Origin of the sequence: Gluconobacter japonicus, from assembly GCF_002723975.1 — a bacterium.
In the GTDB taxonomy this organism is placed as follows: domain Bacteria; phylum Pseudomonadota; class Alphaproteobacteria; order Acetobacterales; family Acetobacteraceae; genus Gluconobacter; species Gluconobacter japonicus.
This window is the reverse complement of record NZ_BEWO01000007.1, coordinates 35,623-56,806: the sequence shown is the minus strand read 5'-3', so window position 1 is coordinate 56,806 and position 21,184 is coordinate 35,623. Positions and strand designations below refer to the sequence as shown.

The window sequence follows — 21,184 nt, the reverse complement described above, 5'->3', positions numbered from 1 at the left end:
CACCCTGAAAAGAGCCTGCGGATAATGCAGCCAGACATCACACGCCCCAAGCTCACCCTTAAATAATCATGGCGACTTTACCAACCAAGCCCATCGGCTTTACCTCTTGGTCGTTGACGCCACGACTTCACAACACTTCAGGTTCCATGCCCCTTTCAGCCTTTAAGAGACACGCTCTCAAGACCAGAAAAAACACGAACAATCAGGGTGCTATCGTAAAAACATTGAGGTTTTGCAAATAATTTTTATTTCAACGCGAAGTTTATAATAAACTGACAGATAATTTTACCTTAGCTAAAATACAAAAAAGAATATTTCCAATATTCGGATATTTTATTTCTGTTTTTCTGAAATATCTTCAGAGCGCAGGACTATCAACGGCTTCATATTTTCAGATTGAAAAATCAGGCTTCCTTTCTGATCCAGAGACCAAAAGCGCACTGCATCCAACGCTTTTACAAACGCATTCTCGGTTTTCATGCCCGAACCGATACAAGCCATTCTTGTCATTGCAAAAGGCTGAAATTTCAGACGGTTTCCTGCAAGGTCGGCTTGTCCCATCAGTCTGTTACATCCGCCGCTTCCAAAGACATGACCATCACGCGCCAGCGTCAATGTAGGTGCCCGAACTGCCTCAGGGATCACTTCTCCGTTCAGAGCGTGAACAGCCCAACTGCCGTAAGGAAAGTCATTTGCGGGCGCTGCGACCCTTGTAACCACGATGTCAGGTTCACTTGGAGAATGAGCGTCCTCAGTCGTGAAAAGGAGCTGCTCGCCGACACGGATCTCAGCATGCAGATTATAACGCCGACTGCTTTCAAGGACCGGCACATGCAGAATATATGAAAGAGGCGGTGCACCCTGAATGCTCTGAGTGCTTTCCGCCAAAATCTTTGCCGGGGCATCCGCAAGAGACACATCCTCCAGTCTAACAAGAAGAACCGCACCCGCAGGGAGTGCCATTCTCTCCCGATATGTGACCGTTCCACTGAGCGGTTTCAGGGCCTCCGCACAAGCCGTGAGAGCAAAAGCACTTCCGGCCAGAACAGAAAAAGCGGAACGGCGTGTCATCATGTCAGGACTGGTCCTTAGCCAATACGGGTTAATCCACCCATATAGGAACGCAGGACTTCCGGAATGGTTATGCTGCCATCCTCATTCTGGTACGTTTCCATGACGGCAATCATGGTGCGTCCGACAGCCAGACCGGAACCATTCAGCGTATTCACGAAGGCCGGACCATTCTCGGAGCGATACCGGGCTTTCATACGCCGTGCCTGAAATGCGCGGGTATTGGAGCAGGATGAAATCTCGCGCCAAGCCTGCTGCCCAGGAATCCACGCTTCCAGATCATACGTCTTGGCCGCACCAAAACCCGTATCACCAGCACAGAGCAGAATACGGCGGAACGTGATGCCAAGGCGCTCCAGAATGGTCTCGGCAGCCTGCGTCATGCGCTCATGTTCAGCATCGCTGTCTTCGGGCTTCACGATGGAAACGAGTTCGCACTTCGTGAACTGATGCTGGCGCAGCATACCGCGCACATCACGGCCCGCAGAGCCTGCTTCAGAACGGAAACACTGAGACAGTGCCGTAAGGCGGATCGGCAAAGCATCTGCGGGCAGAATATCGCCCATGACAGAGGCCGTCAGCGGAACTTCCGCGGTCGGGATCAGCCAGCGGCCATCTTCCGTACGGAAAGAATCTTCCGCAAATTTCGGCAGCTTGTCCGTGCCATACATGGCATCGTCATTGACCAGAAGCGGGACGCTGGTTTCGCTGTAACCAAACTCGGTCGTATGCGTGTCCAGCATGAACTGACCCAGTGCACGCTCCAGACGGGCCAGCGCGCCACGCAGAACGACAAAGCGCGTCCCGGACAGCTTGGCCGCCGTCGGGAAATCCATCAGACCAAGAGCTTCACCAAGCTCGAAATGCTGCTTCGGCTCAAATGTGAATTCACGCTTCTCGCCACGATAGTGAACGACGACGTTGTCATCCTCGCTCTTCCCATCAGGCACGGACGGGTCAAGCTGGTTCGGCAGGGACGCCAGAACATCGTCGATGATCTTCTCAATAATGGCCGCACGATCTTCCAGACCCACAATCCGGTCACGCAATTCGACCGCCTGCGCTTCCAGAGCGGACGTATCGGCACCCGTGCGCTTGCCCTGCCCGATCTCCTTGGCCAAGGTCTTGCGGGTAGCCTGAGCCTCCTGCAACGCCGCCAGAGCGGCACGGCGCTCTTCATCTTCCAAGACGATTTTCTGCCCCACAGGTGACAGGCCCCGACGCTCAAGAGCAGCGTCAAATGCGGCCGGATCGGTGCGCAGGGCTTTCAGGTCATGCATGGTTCAGGGCTCCGTCAGTCTTCTTCATCAGTCACGGGCTTCGGCTCAACCAGCCGCGCCACAAGAATGGATACCTCGTACAGCGCAACAAGCGGAATGGCGAGGCTCAGCATGGTAATCGCATCAGGCGGGGCAATCACGGCCGCAACAGCGAAGGACGCTACAACTGCATAGCGCCGGAATTTCTTAAGCTGCGCCGTCCCGATCAGCCCGACACGGACTAGCAACGTCAGGATCACGGGCAGTTCAAAGCAGATCCCGAAGGCGAGGATCATCTTCGTCACGAGCGTCAGATATTCAGAGACCTTGGCCTGAAGCTCGATATCCATTCCGCCATTGCCAGATGTCTGGAACGACAGGAAGAACTTCCAGGCGAACGGGAAAACCACGTAGTAGGCCAGCGCGGCGCCGATGGTGAACATGACAGGCGTGGCGATAAGAAATGGCGCGAACGCTTTTTTCTCGCTGCGATACAAACCCGGCGCGATGAAGATCCACGCCTGAATGGCAATCATCGGAAAAGACAGGCACGTCGCCCCGAAGACTGCCACACGAATATAGGTAAAGAACGCCTCATACAGCGCGGTGTAGATCAGATGCGGCTGCTCGCCCTTCTGCCGCATGATGTCCCCCAGCGGGGCGGCAAGGAAGCGATAGATATCGCCTGCAAAATGATAGCAGATGGCAAAAGCGATCACGAACGTCCCGATGGACCAGATTAACCGCCGCCGCAGCTCAACGATATGGTCAAGCAAAGGCATCGGGGTGTCATTGATGGCATCCGAGTCCGTCACGCGTCTTTCTCCGTGCTTGAAATGGCGACGCGTCGGCCATGATGAATAGCCATGACGGGAGGCAGAATGTCTGGAGCACGCCAGCGCGGGCGCTCATGTATCAGGCGGCGCGCCGTCGCAGGCGGCAAGATGGAAGGCGCATCAACGATATCATCGTTCAACCCTTCCTCCGCCTGCTCCTGCATCATGGCATTGTAAGGCTTGCTGTCCCCCCCGCCAAAAGACGGTGGCGGCATAGGCGGAGGCGCCGGAACCTGTGGCAGATCATTGAGCGTGGACGGCCGGGATGACGCGCCCGTTGTATCCAGTTCAAGGCTGCGTCGGATCGAATTGTCGCCATCAATCGCGCGGGTCACACGGTCCCGGAGATTGAAATTCTTCAGATCCCGAAGCTGATCGCGCGTCTCGGACAGGTCTGCCTCACGTACCATATCGTCGATATGGGACTGAAACTCACCTGCCATCCGGCGCATGGCCTTGATGCCGTTCGAAAGCGTGCGGATGGCAACCGGCAGATCCTTCGGGCGAATGAAAATCATCGCCACGACGACAAACAGGGCTATTTCCGAGAAACTGAAGTCAAACATGCAACAATCCTAGCCCGTCCCGTCAGTCTCGCCTACGGGGGAAGGCGCTTCTGGTGCCGCTTCCGTCGGGGCCCTGTCCAGAAGGAAATCCTCCCGCTTGGGCAATGACCCCAGATCCGGCAGACCGAAGCTTTCCAGAAAGGCTGGCGTCGTACCCCACAGAACCGGACGGCCGGGAACTTCCTTGCGCCCTTTTGGAGCAATCAGACTATCTTCCAGCAGCGCATCCAGAATGGGCTGCCCGAGCGAGACACCCCGGATGGCTTCAATTTCCGCACGCGTGCAAGGCTGGTGATAGGCAATGATAGCCAGTGTTTCCATCGCACCCCGGCTCAAACGACGTGGCTTTTCGACGACTTTTGTCAGCGCCGAAGCATATTCTGGGCGCGTCCGGAACTGCCAGCCCCCGGCAGCTTCGACAAGTTCGATTGCATGGGTCGCATAGCGCTCGGCCAGCGCGGCCAGAACGTCCGACACCACCAAATCCGAACCCTGAGCCTTCAGAAGCTCCGCCATGACAGACGGCCGCACAGGTTCCGGATTGGCAAAAATGAGGGCTTCCAGAAGCAGGCAGCCACGCTGCATCTCTTCAGACGTCACGACACCGCCCGCCATTCAATTTCAGCAAAAGCTTCGGGCTGACGCAGTTCCACCGCCCCGCCCTTCGCCATTTCCAGCCCGGCCAGCAGTGTTCCTGCCATTGCGGCATTCCGTCCATACGGTCCGGTTTCCGGATCATCAGCCAGATGTTCGGGCAGCAGGGATGTCAGGGTTTGCCAGTCCGTAACGGCGTCTGTTCCCAGCATCCGCCGCAGACGCGCCAAAGCGTCCTGGACGCTCCAGTAGCGACGGGTCCGCGGTGCATAGACACGTTTGCGGTTCGTCCGACGTCGGGCAGACAGATAAGCCGTAATTAGAGCCGACAGATCAACGCGCAGGCCAGAACGATCAATTTCCGTATGATCTTCGCCTTCCCCACGGCGAAACACATCAATGCCGAGGCGAGGACGCTCCATAAGCCATGCAGCCGCAGCACGCATCCGCTCCAGCTCAATCAACCGTTCCTGAAGCTGCTCGACCGCCTCTTCCGCGTCTTCCCCACCACTTTCCGCAGGCAGGAGAAGCTTGGACTTCAGCCAGGCGAGCCACGCCGCCATGACGAGCCAGTCCGCCGCAAGTTCCAGACGCAAGGCACGAGCTTCCGCCCGGGCCTGCTCGACCACAGAGAGATATTGCTCAACAAGCTGAAGAATGGAAATCTTTGCGAGGTCCACTTTCTGGGCGCGGGCAAGGTCGAGAAGCAGATCAAGCGGCCCCTCGAACCCATCCAGCGTCAGATGCAGAACCTCGCTCAAGCCCGGTCTCTCAGAACTGGGCTGGAGTGCAGGCGATGGACTGCGCGTGCAGCTTCACGCAATACGCACGGGCCGCCTTCAGATCCTCAAAGCCACCAATGCGCAGACGCACGAACGTCTTGTCACCATGCGTGGTCTTTTCGAACAGCGGTGAGTGTCCGGCAAACAAAGCAGGAGCCTGATGGCGCAGGGTCTCCCATTCCTTACGTGCGGCCGCCTCACTATCGAGTGCGGCAAGCTGCACTTCACGCGCTCCACCCGTTTCAGCCTTCGGCGTTGCGGCTGCCTTCTGGGCTGGCGCAACATTTTCAGGCACCGGCTCCGGTGGAGGAAGCGGCTTCTGCACAGGCTTGGCCGGAGCAACTGGCGCAGCTTTGTGAACCGGGGCTTCAGGAGCCTTCGGCTTCGGCGCAGGGACCGGCTTCTCCGGAGCAGGCTTCGCTGGCTCTGCGTCGTCGGCATCCTCTTCGGGTGCCACAGTTTCCGCAGGCGCCTTGGCAGCACCGGGCGTAGCAGCCGCTCCCGGAACCGCAGCCGGAGCTTTATCAGCAGACGCATCCGGGGAGGCAGGTACCGCACCATCAGACGGTTTAGCGTCAGAAGACGGTGCATTCGGCGCTGCGGCAGGCTTGTCAGCCGGGGTCGCAGGCGTGCCGGGCTGGACACCATACTGGCGCGCCAGCGCCTTGGCATCAGGCTGCTCGGGGCCGGGAGCCAGATGCGCTTCGCCATTCCCCGTCAGATCCGTGTCGCCGCTATCGCTGCCCATGATCTGCATGCCGCCCGGATCGGCTGGAACATCTTTCACCGGCCCCGGCGGCGGCCCAATGATGGGAATGCCACCATGGTGCCCCCCCATAAGGGACCAGCCACCCACCGCCAGTAGCAGCACCGCGCCGATACCGACCGCTCCACCAACAAGCTTGCGCGTTGCCGGATCACTGCCCAGCAAGGAGGCCACGCCCCCTGCCCGTTCCGTATTCCCCGCAGCCGGTGCAGGACGACGACGGGGCGGCGCGTCTTCGTCATAATCGCTGCTCAGGCGCTCACGCCCGCCACGTGGTGGTGGCGTAGCCGGTCCCGAGCCATAGTCGCCCGGGTCCCGGAAATTCCGATCGTCGTCGCTGTCAGGGGTCATCGCATTTCCTCCACCGGAACAACGCCAAGAATGGTCAGTGCACAACGCAGCGTTCCGGCGATTGCGGAGACCAGAGCCAACTTGGCCAGGCTCGTCTCACGGTCATTTTCATGCAGGAATCGCAGGGTCGTGTCCTCACGCCCACGGTTCCACAAAGCATGGAAGTCAGACGCCAGATCAATGCAATAGGTCGCGATACGGTGCGGCTCACGCGCAGCAGCAGCAGCTTCTACCGAACGCGGGAAAGACGCGATACGATGCAACACGGCCAGTTCCACGTCCGAAGACAGGCCGGACAGATCAGCCGTCGCCAGCGCTTCCGGCGTCACGGATTCGGCACCGAACATCGTCTCGGCAGAACGCAGGACCGAACGACAACGGGCGTGCGCGTACTGAACGTAGAAGACCGGATTATCGCGCGTCTGGGCGACGACAGCATCCAGATCAAACTCCATCTGCGCGTCAGCCTTGCGGGTCAGCATCGTGAAGCGCACGGCATCACGCCCGACTTCATCCAGCAGATCGCGCAGCGTCACGAACGTGCCAGCACGCTTGGACATCTTCACCGGCTCGCCGTTCTTCACAACACGTACGATCTGGCACATCACGACTTCAAAGCCGGTCTTGCCATCCGTCAGTGCAGAAATCGCAGCGCGCATCCGGGAGACGTAACCGCCATGATCCGCGCCAAGCACGTCAATCAGAACGTCTGAATTCTCGGCCTTCTGGGCATGATACCCGATGTCATTGGCGAAATAGGTGTTCGTGCCGTCAGACTTACGGAGCGCACGATCCTGATCGTCCCCGAAATCCGTGGAGCGGAACAGCGTCTGCGGGCGGGCCTCCCAGTCTTCCGGCATCTTGCCCTTCGGCGGCTCCAGAACACCTTCGTAGAGCAGGCCCTTGCTTTCGAGCTTGGCGATAGCGGCATCAACGCGTCCGCTGGCGAGCGTTTCAGCTTCGCTGGCAAACACTTCATGCGAAATACCGAGGGCTTCAAGATCCAGGCGGATCGCCGCCATCATCTGCTCAAGCGCCTCACGACGGACGATCTCGAACCAGACGGACGGATCAGCCGGGCTGCCATCTTCGTTGGCGAGCGCGCGACCATGTTTCGCGGCGATGCTTTCAGCGACCGGGATCAGATAATCACCCTGATACTGAAGACCATTCGGCGTCAGCGGGCTGAACGTCTCGGCATCAATCTGCGTACCGATCGCCTGAAGATACCGCCAGTATGTCGCCCATGTGAGGGCCACAACCTGCGTTCCGGCATCGTTGATGTAATACTCGCGCGTAACGCCAAAACCCGCCGCCTGGAGCAGATTGGCCAGCGCATCACCCACCACGGCACCACGACAATGACCGACATGCATCGGGCCGGTTGGGTTGGCGGAGACGTATTCTACATTGACCCGCGTGCCCTGCCCCATCGTGGAACGACCATAAGCCTCGCCTGTTTCCAGAACGGTCTTGGCAATACCCTGAAGCACATGCGGCTTGAGCGTCATGTTCACGAAGCCCGGCCCTGCGGCCTCGGCATGATCGACGTCTGGCAGTTCGGCGAGCTTCAGCACCAGTTCGGCAGCAATATCGGCAGGCTTCCGCTTCGCAGGCTTGGCGGCCAGCAGAGCGGCATTCGTCGCCATATGACCGTGAGACGGATCACGCGGGGGCGTCACTTCAACGCGCTGCACCACCTCTTCCGGCAGGCCGGGGACAACGGACCGCAGGGCCTCGCACACCTGGTCTCTGGTGCGGGCAAAAAGGCAGTCAGTCGTATGAGCAGTGGGTGCAGCGACCATTTTCAGTTCGATTCCTGTAACCTGTAACGTCTTGAAGAGGCTCTATCAGCCCAGCACGGAGAGGTCCGTCAACCGTCGATGTTCTTCCATCGCGAAACGATCGGTCATTCCGGCAATATAATTTACCACCAGACGCCGTCGTTCCATGTCATCCGCAGCCTTGGCGCGGTCCTTGAGCGGGTCTGGCAGAAGACCCGGTTCTTCCGAAAGGATCGTGAAGATTTCAGCCAGTGCGATCTTGGCTTTCCGCGCCATACGGTTGACCCGCCAGTGACGGTACATACGCGCGTAAAGAAATTTGCGGATCGCCTTGTTCTTTTCCCGCATTTCCGGACTGAACGCCACAACCGCATGATCGGCATGACGGATATCATCCGCTGACTGCGGGTTAAGAGCTTCCAGATTCCGGCGTGTCTGTTCTGTCAGATCCGTGGCCAGAGCGTTAATGACCACGCGAATGGTTTCATGACGCACACGCTGCGCCTGATCCGCCGCCTCACGATTTGTCGGGCGTTCCATTTCACGGGAAGCCCGAAGCGCATCCCCGACAAGCGGAAGGTCCTCAATATCCTCAAACGTCAGCAGCCCGGCGCGCAACCCGTCATCCAGATCATGGCCATGATAGGCAATATCATCCGACATCGCCGCGACCTGCGCTTCGGCAGACGCATAACTGCTGAGGTCGAGATGATGCTTTGCGTCATATTCTGCCAGATATGGTGTCGGGCGCTTGACCGGACCGTTATGCTTGGCCAGCCCCTCCAACGTTTCCCATGTCAGGTTCAGGCCATCAAAAGCATGATACCGCGTCTCCAGAGACGTCACGAGACGAAGGGACTGCGTATTGTGATCAAAGCCGCCCCAATCCTGCATGGCCAGAGCAAGAGCATCTTCCCCAGCATGGCCAAACGGCGTGTGGCCCATGTCGTGCGCCAGCGCGAGCGCTTCCGTCAGATCCTCGTTCAGATCAAGGCTGCGGGCAATTGAACGGGCAATCTGAGCGACTTCAAGGGAATGCGTCAGACGGGTGCGAAAGAAATCGCCTTCATGGTTGATGAAAACCTGCGTCTTGTACTGCAAGGTCCGGAAGCCGGCCGAATGCAGAACACGATCCCGGTCCCGCTGCCAGGGTGAACGAACCGGGCTTTCCACTTCCGGATACAGTCTCCCGCGAGCGCCTTTTTCCTGAACCGCGTAAATGGCAGCCATCAACACCCTCTCCTGATGATCCGCAGGCGCAAAACGCACGCTGTTCGCCGGATCATAGATGTTATTCTACGACAGGCTGATGGCAACGCAACTCACCCCCTTTGCCCTTGGGGGTAGTCAGGCCATATAATCAGGACCAGAACCGTCCTGCCTTGCAGCAGTGCTTCAGAAATCAGGAACGAGCCATGTCCGAAACACCCACCTTCACCATGTCTGCCAGCGCGGCTGCGCGGATCGTGGAAATCATCTCCGCCCAGCCGGAACCTGAAGGGCTGGCTCTGCGGGTTGCCGTGTTGGCCGGTGGCTGCAACGGCTTCCAGTATCAGTTCAAGCTGGATCGCACGAAGAATGACGATGACGTCGTGATCGAACGCAATGGTGCGACGGTTTATGTAGATGAAACCAGCCTCGATCTTCTGGAAGGCGCCGAACTGGAATTCGTAGACAAGCTGATGGGTGCGCATTTCACGGTCACGAACCCCAATGCCGCCTCAGCCTGCGGCTGCGGCACAAGCTTTTCGCTGGCCTGATAGAATGTCCTTTACCTTCGCAAGCTGGAACATCAATTCCATCCGCGCCCGCGCCCATCTCGTTCAGGACTGGCTGGAACGCCATCCAGAATGTGATCTGCTCTGCCTTCAGGAAATCAAATGCGAGGACAGCCAGTTCCCGACTGTTTTCCATGAGGCTGGCTTACACGTGGCCACGACCGGGCAGAAAGCCTATAACGGCGTTGCGTTGATTGGCCGCCGCCCATTTGAAGTGACGACCCATCACCTTCCCGGTTTTGAAGATCCAACCGCGCGCTATATCGAAGCGGACATGGATGGTCTCACGATTGGCAATCTGTATCTGCCAAACGGCAATTCAGGCGGCGAAGACGGTTATGCCAAGAAAATGGCGTTCTTCAATGCCCTCGCCATCCGGGCGAAGTCCTTTCTCGAAAGTGAAAAATCCTTCGCCTTCATTGGCGACTACAATGTCTGCCCGACAGACGAAGATCTCGCTCCCGGCGCGCTTTCACCGACTGACGCACTGGTACGGCCTGAAACCCGGGCAGCATTCAACCGTCTGCAATGGCTCGGTCTGACGGATGCCCTGCGCGCTGTTCAGCCTACGGGCCGCCATTATACCTTCTGGGATTATCAGGCCGCTGCGTTCCAGCGGAACTCGGGCCTGCGCATCGACCATGCCCTTCTATCCCCGCGCGTGGCCGAACGGCTTGTCTCTTTCACAATCGACCGTGACGAGCGGGCTACAGAAAAAGCCTCCGATCACGTTCCTGTCCTCGTCACCCTGCGCTAGAAAAAAGACCGCCCAACTGGGGCGGCCTTCGAACTTTTATCGGGGATAAAACGGAGCGGGAGCCGGCCGTGGAGGTGCAGGAGGCCGGATGCGGACCATACGGCCGGGCGTCCACTGATAACCGTTCCCAATCCAGACCCAGTGTCCAGGCACCCATCGCATCCCCCGCCCATGAGGGGGAATCCTCTCCCTGGGCGGACGAGGCGGTGGGGGAGGCGTCTGTCGATACGGTCCATTATAGGGGACAAACTGAGCATGCGCTGTCCCGCTCAGCGGCGGCAATGACATCGCACCCACAAAAAGTGTCGAAACGGCGAGCAAGCCCGATAGATGTTTCAGCATACGTCTCGCTCCTTTCACGATAACGGTGTGAAAGGCGGCACATTGCAGATCTCACAAGGCAGTGATTGGGCCGATCTGTGGCGGAAAAAAGATTCCGATCTTCATTCTGTAACGTCTCCGCGGCTCAGAAGATTCAATTTTCCAAACCCAAAGACGGCTGTACTCGTTCGGCAAAAAAATCAGCCATGGCGCGAACCTTGGCGCTGACCATCCGCCCGGCTGGAAGCAAGAGCCAGAGCTCCACCGGCGGCAGAGACCAGTCAGGCAAGCAACGCTGCACCTCACCGGAAATCAGTTCGGGAGCGAACATCCAGTCTGCTGCAACGGTCATCCCCTGCCCTGAAAGGACGGCAGCACGAATTCCCTCCGCCGCACTCAGGCATAGATCGGGGTGCAAAGGGACGTCCTGCGTTTCCTCTCCTTTCGTGAATGTCGTTCGAATCTGACGGGCCTGCGAATAAAGAATCATCCGATGATTCTTCAGATCTTCCGGGCAAGTCGGCATGGTCGTCTGCTCCAGATAGGCCGGGCTGGCCAGAAGGGAACGATGTCCCCGCGCCAGACATCGCCCGACAACAGACGTCTCTTCCGGGCGACCAATCCTGAGGGCCATGTCGATCCCTTCCGCAATCAGATCCACACGCCTGTCATCCATCTGCACATCCAGAGCAAGATTTGGATACCGAGCCGTAAATTCTCCCAGTCTGGGTATCAGGTGCAGACGACCAAAAGTCGTCGGCAATGCAATCCGCAAATGCCCTGTGAGTTCTCTGTCACTCCCTCGGGCCAGACTGTCAGCCTCCATGGCGTCTTCAAGAACTCTGACAATGCGTTCGTAATAGCGCTGACCTGCGTCTGTCGGCGCAAGGCCATGCGTCGAGCGTAACAGGAGGATTGTGCCCAGATGCGCTTCCAGCTGTGCAATGATCTTGGAAACGGAGGGCTGCCCCATATTCAATAACCGGGCAGCGCCTGAAAAAGAACCAGCTTCCACAACACGAGCAAACACCGTCATAGCTTGAAAGCGGTCCATGTTTATTCCTTTTGAGAATAACAAATATTGTTAAAAACAGTCTACATCCGCCTAATGAGAATAGCCACTCTCACGGTCATGAGACGCATCCACTCCGGACAGTCTCCTCAAAGACCGGAACCGCATCATGACGAACCTTCTGTTCACACCACGTTTCGTTGGGCCAACACGCTTGAGCCATCGCATTGTCATGGCCCCCCTCACCCGAATGAGAGCCAGTGAAGGCAATCTCCCGAATGACCTGATGCGGACCTATTACAGCCAGCGTGCAACGGAAGGAGGGTTGCTGATTTCCGAAGCTTCCCCCGTCTCGCTCACGGGGTATGGCTTCGAACGCGCGGCCGGAATCTATGATGACAGCCAAATCCCGGGATGGAAGAACATCACGGATGCCGTTCACGCCAAAGGTGGCAAAATGGTTCTTCAGCTCTGGCATGTTGGCCGTCAATCAGCACGCATCCTTCAGCCGAGCGGCATTGCCCCCGTTGCTCCATCGGCCATTCGTGCCGATGGAGACGCCTGGACGCTCAATGGAAGGGTGCCTTACGACATGCCCCGCGCGCTTGATCGGAATGAAATTCCCGGAATCATCAAGGATTACGAACAGGCTGCCGAACGCGCCCTGAAAGCCGGATTTGATGGTGTGGAAATCCATGGAGCAAATGGATATCTGCCAGATCAGTTTCTTCAGGATGGCAGTAACACTCGCACAGATGACTATGGCGGCTCGCTAGAAAATCGCGCCCGCTTCCTGCTGGAAGTCACTCAGGCTGCCATGAGCGTGTGGGGACCGGATCGTGTTGGCGTGCGCGTGACACCAAGCGGACGCTATGGGTCCATGGCGGACAGCAATCGCCCGGCAACATTCCGCTATGTGGCCTCTGAACTGGATCGTCTGGGCGCTGGATATCTGCATGTCGTGCAACCCCGCATCGGGGGCGACGCAGAGCCTGACCCCGTGGATGCCGGGACGCTTCGGCAGATCTTTTCCCGCACCATCATTGCCGCTGGCGGATTTGACCGGCAAAGCGCCGAAGCCCTACTGGCTTCCGGGCAGGCGGATCTCATTGCTTTTGGTCGCTCGTTTCTCGCAAACCCGGATCTGGTCGAACGGCTGCGTCAGAACTGGCCCCTGAACTCCTATGATCGCTCCACCTTCTATGGCGGCGATGCACGAGGATATATCGACTATCCATTTTACGCTGACGCGGCGCAGCATTGAACAAAAAAGACCCCGGCCTGTTTCTAGCCGGGGTCTTGCTGATCAGGATTGCAGAAAAGACAGAAGATCCGCGTTGAGCTGATCGCCATGGGTGACCGCAAAGCCGTGCGGTGCACCCGCATAGACCTTGAGAACCGCATCTGGAACCAGCTTTGCCGTCAAGGCACCTGTGGCCTCAAAAGGGACGATCTGATCATCATCCCCATGAATAATCAGGGTCGGGACGGTGATCCGTTTCATGTCTTCCCGGTAATCCAGCCCGGAGAACGCCTTGACGCACTCGATCGTACTCCGCAAGGACGCCTGAAGGGCAATTTGCTGCGTCTGTCCCAGCACACCCTCAGAAATCTTCGCCCCATGATTGATCCCGTAAAAGGGAACGGCAAAGTCTTTCAGGAACTGGGCACGGTCTTTCACCAGACCTTCGATGATGCCATCAAAAACGGTGGCTTCGACCCCTTCCGGATGATCATTCTGCTTCATGAAAACAGGTGTGACGGCCCCCAGAAGTACCAACTTCGCAACGCGGTCACTTCCATGGCGCGTCAGATACCGAGTCACGTCCCCACCCCCCATCGAGAAGCCGACCAGCGTCACGTCTCTCAGGTCCAGGGTTTCGATCAGTTCTGCAATATCATCAGCAAAGCGGTCGTAGGTATTGCCGTCCCAAGGCTGGCTAGACCGTCCAAAACCGCGCCGATCAAAAGCAATCACGCGGTAACCGTTCTGAGCCAGAAACAGCATCTGTGAATCCCACATATCTGCACTGAGCGGCCAGCCATGGCTGAAAAGGACGGGCTTTCCTGCTCCCCAATCCTTGAAATAAATCTCTGCTCCGTCGGATGTCGTAAAGCTGGCCATGTGTCTGCTCCGTTAAGAGGTCAGGAAAGCATCGTCTCCTCCTGAAACCTTGCTCTTACGATAAGCTCCCCTCATCATGTTCAATATAGACATCATGGAATAGTAAGATTTCCATTTATCACTGATTCCACGCCTCACCTGTATAGAAAAACCGTCCTAACCCCACCGTGAAAATGAGACATCCATACAGGCTGTGTTCAAAACAGGTCAGGGTAAGAGAACGATGACGACTGTAGTCACTAGCAAACAGCACTCCCCCTATGAGCGTCATGCCCACGGCAATCCAGTTCAGAAACAGAATATGTGCAAAGCCAAATGCAACGGCACTGGCTACGATCGTCACTGGAATACTTCGGAAAAGATTGCTGTATCGACGGAAGAAAAATGCCCGATACAGAACTTCCTGAGGCCAGACGGAGAGCAGCGGATACAAACACATGATCATCAGCCAGAAGAGCGGCTTCTGTCGTGGCAGGCTCAGGAACGTATCGGGCCAGAAAAACCACGTCAGCAGCGCTATCAACGGTGCAAGAATCGCAAACCTGACAAATATTTTCCAAATCTCGACCCTGAGTACATGCGGCTTGGGACGATCACGACGCATCCATAGAAAAGCCAGAAGAGCGCCAGTCCAGATCAACCCAAAGAGTAATCCGGCCCTACGCTCCAGCAGAACAAGAATTGGTCCACCACCATAAAGGGCCAGAAATTCCGCGCCCAAACGAGCGCGGCGAAGAACGGACATCTCATCGGGGAGCGACATACCGGGATCTTCCAGACGTTCTGGCCACCATTATGAACATAAGCACTTTCCCCCGAAACAAGGCCTTACATTACAGGCGTCTTTGTATCAGACAGGAAGCGAGTCACGCTCCTGCACAACCATGGCTGTATCCGCCTTCAAGCGGCTGGGCTGTCCGATTTCCCGGAGAGGGAACCCGGCCTTAAGCCGATCCTCAATCTCTTCCAACGAGCAGTCTTTTGTCTCCGGAACGAAGAAATACCCAATCAGGAAAAACACTGCATTGAAGCCCGCCAACAGCCAGAACACACCGTAGTCATGAATGGCCCCCATCACGGAGAGGAACACGTTACTGATGAGCCAGTTCGTCATCCAGTTGGCAAATGTAGAGCATGCGATGGCCAGCGTACGCCCCTGAAGCGGCTGAATTTCGGTGCACATCGTCCAGGGGATCGGTCCCTCCCCGAAAGCGTACCCCAGAATGAACAGTACGAGCAGGCTGACAATGGCGATCTGACCAAACACCCCGCCAACGTGCAGATAGAGCAGCGTCCCGAATACAGCGAGGCTCAGAGAGGCCACGACCGTACTGACCAGTAAGAGCGGACGCCGCCCCCATCGGTCAATCAGCAGAATGGCCCCAAATGTCGAGACCATATTGGCCAGACCGAGCAAGGTTGTGCACCAGACGGCTGCCGACGTAGAAAAGCCAAGATGCTCCAGAATATGCGGAGCGTAATACATCAGGATGTTAATGCCTGCGAATTGCTGAAAAACCTGCAATCCAATTCCAAGTGCAAAGGTTTTCCGGAAGCCAGATGAAGACTTCAGGAGGGAAAATCCGTTCCCTTCCGTTTTTCGAAGATTTTCCTCAATCCGGTTCAGTTCTTCCGTTGCCCGTTGCTTCGATCCGCGAACCTGCTGAAGAACAGTATGCGCTTCTTTCCGCCGCCCACGCATGGCCAGCCAACGTGGCGAATACGGCACCTGCATCGTTGCGAGAATGAACACCACCGTAGGGACTGCCAGAATACCCAGCATCCAGCGCCAGTGCCCCCCGTAGGACAGCAGACTGTCTGACAGGAGCGCCAGCAGCATACCCGCCGTAATGACGAGCTGATACATGGAGATCATCTTGCCACGACGGCTCTTCTCAGTGATTTCGGCAATATAGAGCGGCGCGGAGAAAGACCCGAAACCGACGCCCAGCCCGAGGCAGACACGGCCCAGAATCATGACGGGAATGGACGATGTCAGGGAACAAAGCGCTGTTCCGGGCAGGAACAATAACCCTGCATAAAACATGGCCCCTCGCCGCCCGCGATGATGGGACAGCGGAATGGCGAGCAGAGAGCCCGCCGCGGCCCCCAGCATCAGGGACGAGACGATCCATTCCAGCGCACGATCATTCGCCTTCAGGTCCTGGCCCAGAAACTTGAGCGCCCCCGCGATCACTCCCGTATCCAGACCAAACATCAGCCCGGCGAGACCAGCAGCCCCGGCAAAAAGAAACGCATTCCGGCGGCCCTGCTGCACACGGTCCTGGACAGTTCCGCCGCTTTGTTCTGGAAGGGTGCTACTCACCAGATAACCTTTCTTGATCGCTACAGATACCTCAAGAAACGGTCATTCTCTGGAAAAGTTTTTTACTCTCAAAATCATATTCCGAATGCAGACAACCGCGTGCGGTCTATTCAAATACAGTTGTGAGGCTCTACCAGAGCGGAAACGAATGATATTGAATACACAATGATGAAAGGTGGTTTTATACCTTTCATTAAAAATCTGTTTTCCAATAAAAAAAGCCGATGCCCTATCAGGAGCATCGGCTTGTTCGTTCCAAGAGTGGGAACGCTTACTTTGTGACAGCAGGCTTGGGCTTCGGCAGATCCAGCGCCAGATGCAGTTCCTTCAGACGGGCAGGCTCGACCGGGGCCGGAGCTTCCATCATCAGGTCTTCGCCGCTCTGGTTCAGCGGGAAAAGAATGACCTCACGGATGTTCGGCTCATCCGCCAGCAGCATCACGATACGGTCCACACCCGGAGCAGCACCACCATGCGGCGGAGCGCCGTAACGGAAGGCGTTCAGCATGCCACCGAAGCGCTCTTCCACCACTTCCGGGCCATAACCTGCGATTTCAAAGGCGCGCAGCATGACTTCCGGCAGATGGTTCCGGATTGCGCCGGAAGACAGTTCCACGCCATTGCAGACGATGTCGTACTGGTACGCATTGATCGTCAGTGGGTCCTGCGTGTTCAGTGCTTCCAGACCACCCTGCGGCATGGAGAACGGGTTATGGGAGAAGTCCACCTTGCCCGTCTCTTCGTTGAGCTCGAACATCGGGAAGTCCACGACCCAGCAGAAGCGGAAGGCGTTCTTTTCGATGAGATCCAGCTCCGTTGCCACCTTGGTGCGGACAACACCAGAGAACTTGGCAACTTCATCTCCCTTGCCTGCAGCAAAGAACACGGCATCCCCGGCCTTCAGGCCACAGATCTCACGGATGCTTTCGACGCGATCAGCTTCAAGGTTCTTGGCAATCGGCCCCTTGCCGCCTTCTGCCTCGAAAATGATGTAGCCCAGACCACCCGCACCGCTTTCACGCGCCCAGGTGTTCAGCTTGTCAAAGAAGCCACGCGGACGATCGCCTGCATTCGGTGCCGGGATCGCACGGATCTGACCACCGGAAGCCGCAATCTTGGCGAACAGACCAAAACCGGAGTCCCGGAAGGCCTCCGTCACGTCCTTGATGATCAGCGGGTTCCGCAGATCCGGCTTGTCGGAGCCGTAATCACGCATGGCGTCAGCATACGGAATGCGCGGGAATGCACCGTCCGTGATCTTCCAGCCTTCGGGCGTGAATTCATTGAACACGCCAGCCAGAACCGGCTCCAGAACCGTGAAGACGTCTTCCTGCGTGACGAAGGACATCTCGAAGTCGAGCTGATAGAACTCGCCGGGGCTACGGTCAGCGCGTGAAGCTTCATCGCGAAAGCACGGAGCAATCTGGAAGTAGCGGTCGAAACCCGCGACCATCGCAAGCTGCTTGAACTGCTGCGGAGCCTGCGGAAGCGCATAGAACTTGCCCGGATGCAGACGCGCCGGCACAAGGAAGTCACGCGCACCTTCCGGGGAAGACGCCGTCAGGATCGGGGTCTGGAACTCGGTGAAGCCCTGCTCGATCATGCGCTGACGCAGGCTGGTGATGACCTTGCTGCGGAGCATGATGTTCTGGTGCATCTTCTCGCGACGGAGATCGATGTAGCGATACTTCAGGCGCAGTTCTTCAGGATAGTTTTCCTGACCCGCCACCTGGAACGGCAGAACAGCCGCATTGGAACGGACTTCCAGCTCTTCAGCCAGAACTTCGATATCACCCGTCGGCAGGTTCGGGTTCCGCTGGGAACCCTGACGAACCACAACCTTGCCGGTTACGGTAATGACGCTCTCAACGCGAAGACGCTCGGCCTTTTCCAGCAGGTCCGTGCCAGCCGGGATAACAACCTGCGTGACGCCATAATGGTCACGCAGATCAATGAACAGCAGGCCACCATGGTCGCGCTTGCTGTGCACCCAGCCGGACAGGCGGACGGTCTGTCCGGCGTCCTGTTCACGCAGGGCGCTACAGTCATGGGTGCGGTATGGATGCATGTCGGGCCTCTTCAACGTCCTGGCGGATAAGTGGGCGCAGGAAGCCGGGACGGCCCGCTCATGTCAAGCTTCGTGCGCGGTTCAGACCTTTTCCTGCACAAATCCATCGAAATCAACGGCGGCTCTGGCCATGTCATACGCATGACCAGCACCCGCCAGCGCAACGGGCTTTCCGTCCTTGAGATAGGTCGCAAGGAAGCTGAACCCCTTGATATCCCCCTCAAGGCTGACGTTATCGAACCCTTCACCCCATCCAAGCAGCTCGATCTTCTTGCCGAACTGCTGCGTCCAGAACCAGGGCGTCGGCAGATGGGTCGTCTCATGCCCCATCATGGTCAGCGCGGCGATGCGGCCCTGAATTTGTGCATGACGCCAATGCTCGATTCGCCGCGGCTTACCATCATGAAGGATCGCCGAGGCATCGCCTGCTGCATAAACGCCCGGAGCCGCACGCATCAGATGATCGACGACAATCGCGCCATCCTCGTCCCGATCCAGTCCGTCGATATAATCCGTTACGGGAGTCACCCCGACGCCAGCCAGTACAAAAGATGCCGGAAGCTTCATCCCATCATCCAGTTCAACGCCTTCGGCTTTTTTGTCTCCGTAGATTTTGACAGCCTTGGCATCCGAAATGAACGCTACACCATTATCTTCATGCAATTGCCGCAGACGCATTCCAATCTCACGACCAAAATGCTTCTCCATCGGCACGTCCGTATCCGCGATGATTGTCACGCCGACACCGCGCTGACGCAGGCAGGATGCCACCTCAAGACCAATAAATCCTGCTCCAATGATGGTAACCGCCTGATCGGGATCAATCACGCGGGCAATATCCTCTGCATCTTTTTCGCTATGAAGCTTAAAGACGCGCTTCAGATCAGCGCCCGGAAGGTCCAGCATCTGCGACCGGCTTCCAGTCGCGATCAGAACATGATCTGCCGTCAGAACACTGCCATCCGAGAGTGTCGCCATTCTCGTTGCGGGGTGAAAGGCCGCAATTCTTCCATGCTTCACACTGATCCGGTTCTGGCCATAGAAAGACTCACTGCGAAGCGAAGGAGCGTGCGCTTTCTCGGGCTCACTAAGCAGAACGGTCTTGCTTAGGGCCGTACGGTCATAAGGACGATACTTCTCCTCAGTGACCATCGTGATCGTGCCTGCAAAACCCTCTTGCCGCAGAGTAATTGCCGCCATAATCCCGGCCGCCCCTGCACCGAGAATGAGAACACTCTCATCCTCTTGCCTGTCCAATGGTGCTTCACGCTTCATTGGCTCGCTTCCAACCAGAACACGGCCATCCACGATCTCAACGGGGTAACGCGGCAGCGGCTCAAGAGCGAGTGGCTCAACAAGACTTCCATCCACCGCATCAAACACCGCTTTGTGCCAGGGGCACACCAGTACGCTGCCCTTCTCGGTCCGGCAGAAAGCACCCTGCTCCATTGGTGCTTCCTTGTGCGGACACTTTCCTCCAAGGGCATGCACATCCTCGCCATCCTTCACCAGAACAACGGAGGTTCCATTGATGGAAAAAGAGGTGATCTGCCCCTCCTCGAGATCCTTGAAGGCTACCAGATCGCGGAAGTCATTGGTGCTCATCAGAAAACCCCTGGAAATGGAAAAACACGTTACGAAGCCAACGCACCATAAGCGTTCGGGTTGGCAAACAGCAAAAAACCCGCTGGGCGGAACCAAGCGGGTCTTCTGAAACTCTTCAATATCAGGCGAAACAGGGCAGCCTGTCAGAACATGTCGTCGCCACCGCCGCCAAAGTCTCCGCCATCGAAATCCCCACCGCCGAAGTCAGAGTCGGAGAAGCCATTTCCTGCATCAGTTCCAGCACCACCGAACGGATCGCTGCCCGCATCGCCATAGTTGTTATTGATGATGGTCTCGCCACCACCAAAACCACCGGCTTCACTGCCTGAATGGTGATCACTGAACAGGCCTTCAAGCGCGTTGGCTGCCATCATGCCACCGGCAACACCGGCTGCCGTCGTCAGAGCCGAGCCGAGGAAGCCGGACCCGCCACGCTGAAACATGCCAGGCTGATATCCCGGCGGATAGCCATACTGCTGCTGAGGCTGGAAGTTCGGAGGCGGCATTGCACCAGCCTGCGGTCCCCAACCCGGAGGCGGCGAGGACGCCTGCTGACGATTACCGCCACTGAACAACCCGCCAAACAGTCCGCCACCGCTACCGGACGACCGGTTCTGCTGCGCTTGCTGAAGCTGCTGCTGAGCCTGCTGGAGCTGGAACTCAAGCTGGCGGATACGGTTCTGCGCTTGAGCCAGAGCCGCTTCCTGCACAACCGCCATCTGTGTCACGCGATAGCGCGCTTCCGGATATTTCTGGAAATTCTCAGCAATAAAGCGATCAGCTTCCGGGTCGATTGGCGGCAGCGCAGGCGTCTGCTGCTGACTAAAACCACCACCCTGCTGCACACCACCAACACGGCCGATAAAGCGGGAGATGACTTCGCGTTCTTCGTTGTTCATCGTCTCTGATCCTTCCAGACGAAGAAGTTACGTTCCCTCATCATATGAGGCACCCAAGCTTAATCGACAAGGGATGCACATAATGCCTGTCAGCGGCATCTCGCGCTCCAAGTCAGTAAAGCTGGACCATGCAACATGCAGCCATGCTCAGAAGTTGCCTGTCCTAGGCCGTTTTTAGCGTTACGCATTCTCACACTGAAACGCCCTGAAGAGCACGTACACCTTTTACAATGCTCCTTGAACGCTGATCTGCAGCTTCGTCATTCCCCTCACTTCCGGTTATG

The 21,184-nt window shown here is 57.3% G+C and carries 20 protein-coding genes; 3 read left to right on the top strand and 17 right to left on the bottom strand.

The annotated features are described in order from the left end of the window. Positions 1 to 333: 333 nt before the first annotated feature. Genes GJA01_RS06575 through GJA01_RS06535 form a run of 9 tightly spaced genes read right to left on the bottom strand, consistent with a single transcriptional unit; the run spans position 334 to position 9,239 of the window. Entirely contained in the window at positions 334 to 1,071 is a 738-nt protein-coding gene (locus GJA01_RS06575; protein WP_255312268.1) for an META domain-containing protein, read from the bottom strand. Between the two features lie 17 nt (positions 1,072 to 1,088). Next, the gene (serS, locus tag GJA01_RS06570) at positions 1,089 to 2,351 is read right to left on the bottom strand and encodes a serine--tRNA ligase (RefSeq protein WP_062503991.1); all 1,263 of its coding nucleotides are present in this window, start codon (positions 2,349 to 2,351) and stop codon (positions 1,089 to 1,091) included. Positions 2,352 to 2,365: 14 nt separating this feature from the next. Beyond that, the gene (gene tatC, locus GJA01_RS06565) at positions 2,366 to 3,145 is read right to left on the bottom strand and encodes a twin-arginine translocase subunit TatC (protein ID WP_007283669.1); all 780 of its coding nucleotides are present in this window, start codon (positions 3,143 to 3,145) and stop codon (positions 2,366 to 2,368) included. Then, positions 3,142 to 3,732, bottom strand: coding sequence for a Sec-independent protein translocase protein TatB (gene tatB / locus GJA01_RS06560; RefSeq protein ID WP_062503990.1), 591 nt, complete (start codon positions 3,730 to 3,732; stop codon positions 3,142 to 3,144). The genes tatC and tatB overlap by 4 nt, the downstream gene beginning before the upstream one ends. Positions 3,733 to 3,741: 9 nt before the next feature. Beyond that, entirely contained in the window at positions 3,742 to 4,347 is a 606-nt protein-coding gene (gene scpB / locus GJA01_RS06555) for an SMC-Scp complex subunit ScpB (protein ID WP_062503988.1), read from the bottom strand. Beyond that, entirely contained in the window at positions 4,329 to 5,087 is a 759-nt protein-coding gene (locus tag GJA01_RS06550; RefSeq protein ID WP_062503986.1) for a segregation and condensation protein A, read from the bottom strand. Before GJA01_RS06550 ends, scpB begins: the two co-directional genes overlap by 19 nt. 10 nt (positions 5,088 to 5,097) lie before the next feature. Beyond that, positions 5,098 to 6,225: an SPOR domain-containing protein gene (locus GJA01_RS06545; protein ID WP_062503984.1), complete on the bottom strand. Its 1,128-nt coding sequence runs from the start codon at positions 6,223 to 6,225 to the stop codon at positions 5,098 to 5,100. Continuing rightward, a complete protein-coding gene (argS, locus tag GJA01_RS06540) occupies positions 6,222 to 8,030 on the bottom strand; it encodes an arginine--tRNA ligase (RefSeq protein ID WP_062503982.1) in 1,809 nt (602 codons plus the stop codon). The genes GJA01_RS06545 and argS overlap by 4 nt, the downstream gene beginning before the upstream one ends. 45 nt (positions 8,031 to 8,075) lie before the next feature. Further along, positions 8,076 to 9,239: a deoxyguanosinetriphosphate triphosphohydrolase gene (locus tag GJA01_RS06535; RefSeq protein ID WP_062503980.1), complete on the bottom strand. Its 1,164-nt coding sequence runs from the start codon at positions 9,237 to 9,239 to the stop codon at positions 8,076 to 8,078. Positions 9,240 to 9,424: 185 nt separating this feature from the next. Here GJA01_RS06535 and GJA01_RS06530 point away from each other — a divergent pair, with 185 nt between their 5' ends. Then, a complete protein-coding gene (locus GJA01_RS06530) occupies positions 9,425 to 9,769 on the top strand; it encodes a HesB/IscA family protein (RefSeq protein ID WP_061931529.1) in 345 nt (114 codons plus the stop codon). Positions 9,770 to 9,773: 4 nt separating this feature from the next. After that, positions 9,774 to 10,544 carry an exodeoxyribonuclease III gene (xth, locus tag GJA01_RS06525; RefSeq protein ID WP_062503978.1) on the top strand — a complete coding sequence of 257 codons (771 nt, stop codon included), beginning with the start codon at positions 9,774 to 9,776 and terminating at the stop codon, positions 10,542 to 10,544. 36 nt (positions 10,545 to 10,580) lie between these two features. On the opposite strand, the gene GJA01_RS15540 is transcribed toward xth, so the two are convergent. Next, entirely contained in the window at positions 10,581 to 10,706 is a 126-nt protein-coding gene (locus tag GJA01_RS15540) for a hypothetical protein (protein WP_228118749.1), read from the bottom strand. A 313-nt stretch (positions 10,707 to 11,019) separates the two neighbouring features. Further along, positions 11,020 to 11,919 carry a LysR family transcriptional regulator gene (locus GJA01_RS06515; RefSeq protein ID WP_062503976.1) on the bottom strand — a complete coding sequence of 300 codons (900 nt, stop codon included), beginning with the start codon at positions 11,917 to 11,919 and terminating at the stop codon, positions 11,020 to 11,022. 127 nt (positions 11,920 to 12,046) lie between these two features. Between GJA01_RS06515 and GJA01_RS06510 the strand changes: the two genes are divergently transcribed. Beyond that, on the top strand, positions 12,047 to 13,141 hold the full coding sequence (locus tag GJA01_RS06510; RefSeq protein WP_062503974.1) for an alkene reductase: 1,095 nt from the start codon (positions 12,047 to 12,049) through the stop codon (positions 13,139 to 13,141). A 42-nt stretch (positions 13,142 to 13,183) separates the two neighbouring features. Here the strand turns inward: GJA01_RS06510 and GJA01_RS06505 are convergent, their stop codons facing one another. From GJA01_RS06505 to GJA01_RS06480, 6 genes are all read right to left on the bottom strand, one after another. Beyond that, complete coding sequence (locus tag GJA01_RS06505; protein ID WP_062503972.1) at positions 13,184 to 14,002, bottom strand: alpha/beta fold hydrolase; 819 nt, start codon at positions 14,000 to 14,002, stop codon at positions 13,184 to 13,186. A 118-nt stretch (positions 14,003 to 14,120) separates the two neighbouring features. Next, positions 14,121 to 14,765, bottom strand: coding sequence for a CPBP family intramembrane glutamic endopeptidase (locus tag GJA01_RS06500; RefSeq protein WP_062503971.1), 645 nt, complete (start codon positions 14,763 to 14,765; stop codon positions 14,121 to 14,123). 87 nt (positions 14,766 to 14,852) lie between these two features. Beyond that, the gene (locus GJA01_RS06495) at positions 14,853 to 16,328 is read right to left on the bottom strand and encodes a sugar porter family MFS transporter (RefSeq protein WP_062503970.1); all 1,476 of its coding nucleotides are present in this window, start codon (positions 16,326 to 16,328) and stop codon (positions 14,853 to 14,855) included. 271 nt (positions 16,329 to 16,599) lie between these two features. Further along, a complete protein-coding gene (gene aspS / locus GJA01_RS06490; protein WP_062503968.1) occupies positions 16,600 to 18,396 on the bottom strand; it encodes an aspartate--tRNA ligase in 1,797 nt (598 codons plus the stop codon). 81 nt (positions 18,397 to 18,477) lie between these two features. Further along, on the bottom strand, positions 18,478 to 20,001 hold the full coding sequence (locus GJA01_RS06485; RefSeq protein WP_062503967.1) for an FAD-dependent oxidoreductase: 1,524 nt from the start codon (positions 19,999 to 20,001) through the stop codon (positions 18,478 to 18,480). Between the two features lie 143 nt (positions 20,002 to 20,144). Beyond that, positions 20,145 to 20,900 carry a DUF2076 domain-containing protein gene (locus GJA01_RS06480; RefSeq protein ID WP_062503965.1) on the bottom strand — a complete coding sequence of 252 codons (756 nt, stop codon included), beginning with the start codon at positions 20,898 to 20,900 and terminating at the stop codon, positions 20,145 to 20,147. Positions 20,901 to 21,184: the final 284 nt, after the last annotated feature.

Excerpts from the sequence above, each read along its gene's own strand:
- GJA01_RS06575 (WP_255312268.1), bottom strand. The coding sequence starts at position 1,071 with ATGACACGCCGTTCCGCTTTTTCTGTTCTGGCCGGAAGTGCTTTTGCT.
- serS (WP_062503991.1), bottom strand. The coding sequence starts at position 2,351 with ATGCATGACCTGAAAGCCCTGCGCACCGATCCGGCCGCATTTGACGCT.
- tatB (WP_062503990.1), bottom strand. The coding sequence starts at position 3,732 with ATGTTTGACTTCAGTTTCTCGGAAATAGCCCTGTTTGTCGTCGTGGCG.
- scpB (WP_062503988.1), bottom strand. The coding sequence starts at position 4,347 with ATGGCGGGCGGTGTCGTGACGTCTGAAGAGATGCAGCGTGGCTGCCTG.
- GJA01_RS06545 (WP_062503984.1), bottom strand. The coding sequence starts at position 6,225 with ATGACCCCTGACAGCGACGACGATCGGAATTTCCGGGACCCGGGCGAC.
- argS (WP_062503982.1), bottom strand. The coding sequence starts at position 8,030 with ATGGTCGCTGCACCCACTGCTCATACGACTGACTGCCTTTTTGCCCGC.
- GJA01_RS06535 (WP_062503980.1), bottom strand. The coding sequence starts at position 9,239 with ATGGCTGCCATTTACGCGGTTCAGGAAAAAGGCGCTCGCGGGAGACTG.
- GJA01_RS06530 (WP_061931529.1), top strand. The coding sequence starts at position 9,425 with ATGTCCGAAACACCCACCTTCACCATGTCTGCCAGCGCGGCTGCGCGG.
- xth (WP_062503978.1), top strand. The coding sequence starts at position 9,774 with ATGTCCTTTACCTTCGCAAGCTGGAACATCAATTCCATCCGCGCCCGC.
- GJA01_RS15540 (WP_228118749.1), bottom strand. The coding sequence starts at position 10,706 with ATGCGATGGGTGCCTGGACACTGGGTCTGGATTGGGAACGGTTATCAG.
- GJA01_RS06515 (WP_062503976.1), bottom strand. The coding sequence starts at position 11,919 with ATGGACCGCTTTCAAGCTATGACGGTGTTTGCTCGTGTTGTGGAAGCT.
- GJA01_RS06510 (WP_062503974.1), top strand. The coding sequence starts at position 12,047 with ATGACGAACCTTCTGTTCACACCACGTTTCGTTGGGCCAACACGCTTG.
- GJA01_RS06505 (WP_062503972.1), bottom strand. The coding sequence starts at position 14,002 with ATGGCCAGCTTTACGACATCCGACGGAGCAGAGATTTATTTCAAGGAT.
- GJA01_RS06500 (WP_062503971.1), bottom strand. The coding sequence starts at position 14,765 with ATGTCGCTCCCCGATGAGATGTCCGTTCTTCGCCGCGCTCGTTTGGGC.
- aspS (WP_062503968.1), bottom strand. The coding sequence starts at position 18,396 with ATGCATCCATACCGCACCCATGACTGTAGCGCCCTGCGTGAACAGGAC.
- GJA01_RS06485 (WP_062503967.1), bottom strand. The coding sequence starts at position 20,001 with ATGAGCACCAATGACTTCCGCGATCTGGTAGCCTTCAAGGATCTCGAG.
- GJA01_RS06480 (WP_062503965.1), bottom strand. The coding sequence starts at position 20,900 with ATGAACAACGAAGAACGCGAAGTCATCTCCCGCTTTATCGGCCGTGTT.